The following is an 8,392-nucleotide window of genomic DNA, read 5'->3' on the forward strand; positions in this document are numbered from 1 at the left end:
CCCGTTCGGCTCCCGGCGCTGACGGCCGACACCACGGGGCGGCCTGCCCGACGGATCGCGCCGGGCGGGCCGGAACGTGCCACACCGGCCACAGGGCGTGTCGGCGCCCCGGGCGGGCGGCCGCGGGCGACCCTGTGACCGGCGGTTGTCCGCCGCCGGCCGTCGGCGGGAACGCCGGACACCGGGAGGTCGGGGCACATGCTCGTCATCGGGCGCTCGCAGGTCGAGGCGCTGCTCGACACGGACACGTTGATCGACGCCCTCGCGGCGGCGATGGCGGATCTGAGCGCGGGCCGCGCGTCGGCACCGGACCGGGTGGCCGCGACGGTGCCCGAGCAGGACGGCCTCCTGGCCGCCATGCCGGGCTACGTGCCGTCGGTGGGGATGCTGATGGCCAAACTGGTCTCGCTCTTCCCCCGCAACGCCGGCACGCCGCTGCCGACCCATCAGGCCGTGATCGTGGTGTTCGATCCGCGGACCGGTGAGCCCGCGGCGCTGCTGGACGGTGCGGCGATCACGGCGGCGCGGACCGCGGCCTGCTCCGCACTGTCGGCCCGGCTGCTGGCCCGCCCGGACGCGACGGTGCTGGCGGTGCTCGGCACCGGCGTGCAGGCCCGGTCCCACGCCCGTGCGATGTGCCGGGTCCGACCGATCCGGCAGATCCGGGTGGCGGGACGGGATCAGGCGAAGGCCGCCACCCTCGCCGGGGAGCTCGCCGCCTCGCTGGAGGCCGAGGTCCGGGCGGTGGCCACGTACGCCGAGGCACTCGACGGTGCGGACATCGCCGCGGCGGCCACCCACGCCGTCGAACCCGTGGTCCGCCGCTCGTGGCTGGCACCCGGGGTGCACGTCACGTCGGTCGGGTTCAACCCGGCCGGGCGCGAGGTCGACGACGCGACGGTGGCGGAGGCACTGGTGTGCGTCGAATCCCGGCAGGCCGCGCTCGCGCCCTTCCCTGCGGGCAGCAACGACCTGCTGGCTCCGATCCGCGCAGGCGTGGTCTCCGCCGGGCACGTCCACGCCGAGCTCGGCGAACTCGTCGCGGGCACCCGGCCCGGGCGCTCGTCCGCGGAGCAGATCACCCTCTACAAGTCGGTCGGCGTGTCCGTCCAGGACGCCGCGGCCGCGGCACTCGTGGTCGGTGCCGCCCGCGAGCGGGGCGTCGGCGAACGGATCACGCTCGGATGACCTGCCCGTGCCGGGCGCCCGGACGGGCCGTGAGCGAGCGCGACGCCCGCGTCCGGCTCCTCGCCGCCGCCTACCGCTCCGGACTCGTCCGGCCGGGGACGCCGCCGCGCTGCCGGACGCCCCGGCCCGCCGGCCCGCCCGGGCGGACCGGCAGGGCGGACGGCAGGCGGGTGCCGGGGTCAGTCCGCGCGGGCGGCCAGGCGGTCGTGCACGGCGGTGAGGATCCCGACGACGTCGGTGAGGTCGGGCCGCCCGGAGCAGCGCCGGATCGCGGCGGTGAGCCGTGCCTGCGCGTCGGCGGTGCGGCCGAGCGTGCTGCCCTCGACGAGGGCGGCAACCCGGACGACCTCGGCGCGGGGGCGTTCGCCCTCCGGGCCGCCCGCCTCGTAGGCGGTGATCGCGCGTTCGGCCCAGGTGAGCGACTCCTCGTGCCGGTCGGCGACGGCGTAGGCCCGGGCCCGCTCGTAGTGGGCGGCGCCGGTCAGGTACCAGGAGGTGACCGGGTCGCCCGCGGCCTCGGCGCGCTCGCGGAGGCCGTCGGCCTCCGCGAGGCGTTCCAGGGCCGCGTCGAGCCCGTCGGGGCCTTCGGCCTCCATGGTGAGCCGGGCGATCTCGCGGAGCATCGCGGCGACCTGGTCGGGCCGGGGTGCCCGGTCGTGCGCGGCGAGGGTGCGGAGGCGGGCGGCGTGGGCGGCCTCCCAGATGCCGGCCTCGGCGAGGGCGACGGTCGCCTCGCAGGCGACCATCGTGTGGGTGTCCGGGTCGTCCTCCCACTGGGCCGTGATCTCGGCGAGCCGGAGGAACTCCTCGGCCGCCTCGCGGTGTTCGCCCAGGCCGGCGAGGCCGCGGGCGAGGTTCAGCCGGGCCTGGGCGGCGAGCCGCACGGGGAGGTCCGCCCCGGCACCGGCGCCGAGCACCGACTCCAGCACCGCGACGGCGTCCGCCGGCTGTCCGGTCCGGTCGAGCACGTCGGCGAGTTCGAGCCGGGCGCCGGCCGCGTCCACGGTCTCGCCGGCCCGGTCGAAGCGGGCGGCGGCCTCGGACAGGGCCCGGACGGCGCCACCGTGGTCGCCGGTGTGGACGGACACGTGGCCGAGCATCATGTACGTGGTCGCGGCGGGGAACAAGTCGTCGGCCCACCGGACGCTCTCGGCCAGGGCACGGTGCAGCAGCGGCACCGCGTCGGCGTGTTTGCCCTGGACGGCCTTGACCTGGCCGAGGAGTCCGAGGACGCGCGGGGCGCGCCAGGGGCGGTCGGCGGCGTCCACCAGGTCGAGGGCGCGCAGGAGGTCGGCCTCGGCCTGCTCGAACCGGCCGCGGCGGGCGGCCAGGTCTCCGCTGAACTGGAGGGCGGCGGCGACCCGGTGGAGGTGGCCGTGGCCTTCGGCGGCCTCACGGTAGGCGGCGACCTCGGTGTCGAACCGCCGGGCGGCGTCCTCGAACCGCGCGGCCGCGGCTGCGGCCTCCGGCCCGTCGGTGGCCGGGGCGGGCGCGTCGCCCCCGGCCGGGGTGCCGGTGTCGGGCTGTGCGGCCAGCGCGTCGTGGTGGGCGGCGAAGGCGCGGGCCTGCCGGAGGGTCAGGTGGTCGTCGGGCTCCAGCAGGCCGGCGGCCAGCAGGTCGTCGGCCTGCTGCAGGTGCGCGTCCAGCAGCGCCCAGTCCGCCGCGACCTCGCGGCTCTCCGTGCCGCGGTGGCCGAGGGGGGAGACGTCGGCGCGGACCCGGGCGCCGAGGGCCCGCCCGGGCAGCCCTTCGGCGTCGAAGAGTTCGGCGGCGGTGCGCAGGGCTGCCTGCACGGTCGGCACGTCGGCGTCGTCCGGTGCGTCCACGGCTTCGCGTTCGGCGAGTTCGGCGCGGAGCAGGCGCTCGCTGCCGGCCTCGGCGGTGTGGTCTCCGGCGGCCGTCCGCTCGGCGATCCGCCGCCACAGTGCCGTGGCGTCGGGGTGGGTCTGCCGGGCGAGTTCGCGGGCCCGCTCGACGAGGGCGGTGAAGTCCTCCGGTACGGGCTCCGCGGGTGTGCGGCGGGCCGTGCCGAGCGTGGGGGCCGGGTGGCCGGGCACGGCGGGTGCGGCGTCGGCCGCGGCCGGGACGGCGGCGGCGCGGACGCCGAGTGCGAGGGGCTCGGCGAGCAGCGGCTGCCGGGCGAGGCGTTCGCGGCGGCCCGCGCCGACGGTGTCGCTGCCGTTGCGGGCGTCGAAGCGCGCGGCCAGGGCGTCGGCCTCGGCGGCGACGTGCGCGAGCAGGGTGTCGGCCGTCCAGGTGGCGCCGGGCGGGCCGCCGACGGCGAGGGCGCCGTGGCCGAGTTCGCCGAGCCGGGCGGCGAGCACCTGCACGCCGGTCAGGAACTGCAGGCGGCCCAGCAGGTCGCCCTGCCCGTCGAAGAGGTCGCGGTTCTCGGCGAGGATCTCCAGGCCGCGCGGCTCGTTGCCGGAGAGCGCGCAGAACTCCAGGTGGAGGCCGATCTGGGTGGCGGTGCTGCTCTTGCCGCGGGCCCAGCGGTAGCCGGTGAGGTGGGCGGAGCGCGCCTCGTCGGTGCGGCCCTGGCGCAGCATCGGCAGCAGCGCGTGGGCGTGGCTGGTGTACGGCTCCTCGCTGCACGAGCTGTTGCCGTCGAGGACGGGCTGCCAGACGGCCAGGGCCCGGGCGTCGTCGCCGGCGCGGAGGTGGTGCAGGGCGGTGGCGCGGATCTCGCAGGCCGTGCAGTCGCTGAGGCGGCTGCGCGGGCGGGTCGCCCACAGGTCGAAGGCGTCGTCGGTGCCGAGGCCGGTGTGCGCGGCGAGGTGGTGGCGCTGCGCGTAGTACGGCTGCAGGTCGAACTCGGCGGCGACGTACCGGTCGCGCATCTCGGTGTGCCAGCGGTGCAGCGCGTCGAGGGGCACGTCGGGGGTGCTGAGGAGCGCGGAGGCGACCCACTTGAAGCGCCAGTAAACCTGCAGGCGTGCCCAGTCGCCGAACGCCTCGGGGTGGGTGTCCCAGAGCCTGAGCACGCGGGCGAAGACGACGGGCGCCTTGCGGGGCTCGCCGTCGTACTCGTAGGCCTCCATCAGCTCCAGCAGCGCCGACGCGGACAGCTCCGGGTCGTCGAACTGCTCTGCCGTGTCGACGAGTTCCTCGGCGGTGACGGTCCGTGTCCGGCCGTAGGGGCGGGCGTCGTTGTCCCGCAGGGCCTGCTGGACGGCTTCCTTGGTGTCGAGCATTACACGTCCTTCCGCGGGGCGTCCGGCTCGTGGCCGAGCATGGCGTGGTCGAGCAGGCTGATGAACGACCGGTTGAGCAGGGCGCTCTCGGCCGCGCGCAGCGGGCGGCGGGTGAGCAGCACGGCCTGGCCGTAGAGCGCCTCGACGGCGGTCACGACCAGCTCCCGGTGGGTGATGGACGCGGCGCGCCGCACCAGCGGGTTGAGGTGGTTGAGGACGAGCTGTGCGCGCGGCACCTCGGAACGCAGCGAGCCGAGGATGTCGGCCCAGAGGCCGTCGGCCTCGTCGGCGAGCCGGGCCCGGGTGCGCTCGTGGCGGGCCTCCCGGTTGTCGAGCAGCAGGGCGGGGGCGCTGGTGGGGTGGAAGCTGCGGAGGGCCACGTCGCAGTCGAACCGGCCGACGACCTCGCGGGCGACGGTGAGGAAGGCGGCGGCGGCGAGTTCGGCGGCGGGGTCGACGCTGTCGAGGTGGGCGGTGACGGTGCCGGGGTCGAGGTCGGCGACGGAGCTGCCCGGGCGGATCTCGGGCAGGCGGTGGACGAGGTCGCGGTCGTAGGTGTAGCCGCCGTTGACGACGCCGAGGCCGGCGGCGCCCGCGATCGGGGCGACCTGGCGGAACTCCTCCACCGTGCGGGCGACGAGGATCACGGGGTGGGAGCGGGCGAACTCGTCGAGGGTGACGTTGCCGTCGGTGGTCTCGAACGGCAGCCACGGGAGCAGCATGCGCAGCAGTTCGTCGTCGTAGCGGGCGAGGGCCTTCACCGCGAGGTGGTGCACGCCGAGGAAGCGGTGGAGCAGGGCGGGGTCGCTGGCGGAGAGGCCGGTGAGCCAGTCGCGGACGCGGGCGCCGAGGGCGTCGCGCACGGCGGCGAGGGTCTCGTCGGCGTACAGGCCCTCGCGTGAGGCGGTGGGCCGCAGGCCGTCCGTGTCGACGACGCAGCGCACGAAGAACGCCCAGTCGGGGAGGAGTTCGTCGGCCTGTTCGGAGAGCAGCATGCCCTTGAGGTGCACGCGGTGCCCGGCGCGGCGGGACGGCGGGGCGGCGTCCGGCAGGACGTACGCGACACCGCGCAGGCCGACCAGCGGGAGGTCGAGCTCGATGCTGTCCAGCGGGGTGAAGTCGAACGCCCGGCGGCAGTGCGCGGTGAAGGCGTCGCGGCGGGCCTGCGGAGAGGCGTGCCGTTCGGCCCACGGCGGGGTGGCGTTGATGCGGGTGCGGGTGCCGCGCGGGTCGACGACGGTGACCTCGTGGCGGAGCATGCTGCCGTAGTTGCGGGCGAGTTCGAGCACGCGGCCGGGGGCCGTCCACTCGGCGGCGTCGGCGCGGGGTGTCAGCCGCACGGTGGTGCCGGGCTCGGGCTTCGCGGCGGACGGCAGGGTCGTGATGGTGTAGCTGCCGTCGGAGCGGCCGCGCCACTCGATGACGGGCGCGTCGGCGGCGGCCGCGGAGCGGGTGACGACGGTGATCTCGTCGGCGACGACGAAGCAGGCGAGCAGTCCGATGCCGAACTGCCCGATGAAGTCGCCGCGGGCGGCGGCGAGTCCGGTGCCGTCGAGGCCGCCGTCGGCGTCGCGCTTGGAGCTGCGGCCGATGGTGGCGAGGAAGGTGTGGACGTCGGCCTCGGTGAGGCCCACGCCGGTGTCGGTGACGGTGAGTCCGTCGTCGGCGTGGACGGTGATGGCGGCGGGCGCGCCGGGGTCGAGGGCGTGGCGGCCGGAGATCGCGTCGACCGCGTTCTGCAGGAGTTCGCGCAGGTAGACGCGGGGGCTGGAGTAGAGGTGGTGGGAGAGGAGGTCGACGAGGCCGCGCAGGTCGACCTGGAAGGTGTGGGCGCTCGGGGCGCGCTCGGTTTCGGACACCGTGGGTTCTTTCGCGACGGAGGGGTGCGGGGCCGGAAGGTGCGGGGCCGGAGGGTACGGGGCCGGGGACGAGGCGCCGAAGGGTGCGCGGGTCAGCGCGCGCAGGCGCGGCGGGCTGCGCGGTACGCCTTCACCGGGTCGTTGTCGAGGTAGTTCCACGGCGACTCGGTGACGGTGCCGCCGAGTTCACGGAAGAGCAGGTCGGCGGCCCTCGGCTGCCCGGAGAGGTGGAACACCATCGCGAAGGTGTTGAGGGCGGACTTCCAGCCGCGCGGCCGCGCGTAGGCGGGGTGGCGGATCGAGCGGTCGGCGGCCTCGTGCAGTTCGTCGCGGACGTCCTGGCGGAGGATGTACGCCCGGTCGTCGCCCGGGTCGAGGTCGAGCCAGTGCTCCAGGTGGGCGAGGGCGACGAGTTCGCCCAGCGGGCTGCCCTCGGGGGCGGAGAGCATCGCCGTCCGGGCGAAGTCGTGCATCTCCTCGTGCGAGCCGCCCCACTTGGCGCACACCTGCTGGAGCCGCTGCCGGTGCGAGCCCAGGTGGTCCGGGCGGCGCCGCAGCGCGGCCTCGAAGCGGTACCGGCCGATGTCGGCGCCGAGCGAGGCGCCGCGGGCGCTGATCTGCAGGAAGTACCAGGGGGCGAGCCACTGCGGTTCCCGCTCGGCCACCTCGTACAGCTGGGCCTCGGCGGTCTCCAGCCGCTCGTGGAAGGTCTTCCACTGCTCCTCGGAGACGTACTTGGCCCGGGCGCTGGTGCGGGCCTCCCAGGCCCAGGCGATCTGCCGGGCGCCGGAGAGGAGCAGCGGCAGGGCGGAGTCCGGCTCGGCGGCGACGGCGGCGGGTATCCACGCCTCGACTCCGGGGGTCTCGGAGACGACGGCGAGCATCCAGGTGAGGTCGGCGGAGTCGTGGACGCCCGTCAGCCCGCCCCGCAGGGTCGCCCAGTCGCCGGCCGCGGCGGCGGTGCGGAGGGCGGAGAGTTCCGCGTCGCCGCACGCCGGGTCGGCCGCCGTCGTGTCGGGGGCGGACCGGCCGCGGAGGAGTCCGCGCAGGCCGGCGGGGCCGTTCGCGGTCTCGCTGTCGTCGCGGCGGCGGAAGAGCGGCATGCGGGCCCCCAGGGTGTCGGTACGTCAGCCGGCCTTTCAACGGCCGTTCGAACGCAGTACATATCACGGAGGGCGGGGCGGGGCCCGAGCCGCCCCCGGGTGTTCGTGTGCCGAACGCCGCTGCTGGGGGCGCCCGCGGTGGTCCGCCCGGTGCCCGGGCCCGCGGCGGCGGGCCCGGCGGACGGCGCTTCGGCCGATCGGCGGGCCGGTGTGGTGCTCGGCGAGTCCGGCGGCGGCGTGCGGGAAGGCCGCGACGCCGTCCCGCGGGGAGCGCCGGGGGCGGGTCGGAACCGGGCGCGGTCGGAGTCGGGCGGCGGCGGAGGCCGCGCCCGGACGGGCCTCTGCGGGGGAGCCGTCCGCCGCTGACCGCCATGGGCATGACTAACCGTGCAGGTGGTGCGGCCGGAAGGCGCTGCCCCCGATCCATTGACACCGTCCGGACCCACTGCTGAAATGGCGTCGCCCGATGGGACGGGAGCGGCGGTCCACTACTACGTGGGAGCGCTCCCACAGCTGGCGGGCTCCACCCGCGCGCGCCGACCACCGACCCCGGCGCACCCACCCTCACCGCCCGGCCCAGCCGGCGCCCGACGCTGCCCTGCACGTCCCGCGCCGCGAAGTGGCCGTGCCGCCGTACCTGCACAGGGAGAACAGCCATGCACGCCTTGCCCGCCCGCGGCAGCGCCGCCACCTCCGCAGACGCGTCGCCGGGAGCGAGACGGTGAGCGCCACCGAGGAGGGCGTCGCCCGCATCTGGGCGGAGTCCGTCGGAGCGGCGCCGGCCACCCCCCACACCGACTTCTTCGACGCGGGCGGCACCTCGCTGGCGCTGGTGCACTTCCTCGCCGGCGTGCACGACGCGTACGGCGTCGAGCTGCCGCTGGACCGGCTGTTCACCGAGGGCTTCACCGTCGCCGGGGCCGCGGCAGCGGTCGAGCAGTTGCTGACGGAGGGCGTCAGTCAGGAAGAACTCGACGCACTGGCAGCTGAGTTGGACGGCCTGAGCGACGACGAGATCCGCGCCCTCCTGGCCGAGGAGGTGTAACCC

5 protein-coding genes are annotated in these 8,392 nt (G+C 76.4%); 2 read left to right on the forward strand and 3 right to left on the reverse strand.

Translation table 11 applies throughout. From position 1 onward, the window contains the following. The first annotated feature begins 198 nt into the window (after nt 1-198). Complete coding sequence (locus OG335_RS01315; RefSeq protein WP_405009079.1) at nt 199-1,188, forward strand: ornithine cyclodeaminase family protein; 990 nt, start codon at nt 199-201, stop codon at nt 1,186-1,188. Nucleotides 1,189-1,367: 179 nt separating this feature from the next. On the opposite strand, the gene OG335_RS01320 is transcribed toward OG335_RS01315, so the two are convergent. From OG335_RS01320 to OG335_RS01330, 3 genes are all read right to left on the reverse strand, one after another. After that, nucleotides 1,368-4,382 carry a hypothetical protein gene (locus tag OG335_RS01320; RefSeq protein ID WP_405009080.1) on the reverse strand — a complete coding sequence of 1,005 codons (3,015 nt, stop codon included), beginning with the start codon at nt 4,380-4,382 and terminating at the stop codon, nt 1,368-1,370. Further along, nucleotides 4,382-6,241 (reverse strand): HSP90 family protein, encoded by a 1,860-nt coding sequence (locus tag OG335_RS01325; RefSeq protein WP_405009081.1) that lies wholly within the window; start codon nt 6,239-6,241, stop codon nt 4,382-4,384. The genes OG335_RS01320 and OG335_RS01325 overlap by 1 nt, the downstream gene beginning before the upstream one ends. Before the next feature lie 92 nt (nt 6,242-6,333). Further along, nucleotides 6,334-7,344 (reverse strand): hypothetical protein, encoded by a 1,011-nt coding sequence (locus OG335_RS01330; protein WP_405009082.1) that lies wholly within the window; start codon nt 7,342-7,344, stop codon nt 6,334-6,336. 721 nt (nt 7,345-8,065) lie between these two features. Between OG335_RS01330 and OG335_RS01335 the strand changes: the two genes are divergently transcribed. Next, on the forward strand, nt 8,066-8,389 hold the full coding sequence (locus tag OG335_RS01335) for an acyl carrier protein (RefSeq protein ID WP_405009083.1): 324 nt from the start codon (nt 8,066-8,068) through the stop codon (nt 8,387-8,389). Nucleotides 8,390-8,392: the final 3 nt, after the last annotated feature.

Source organism: Kitasatospora sp. NBC_01539 (assembly GCF_045040525.1).
GTDB lineage: Bacteria > Actinomycetota > Actinomycetes > Streptomycetales > Streptomycetaceae > Kitasatospora.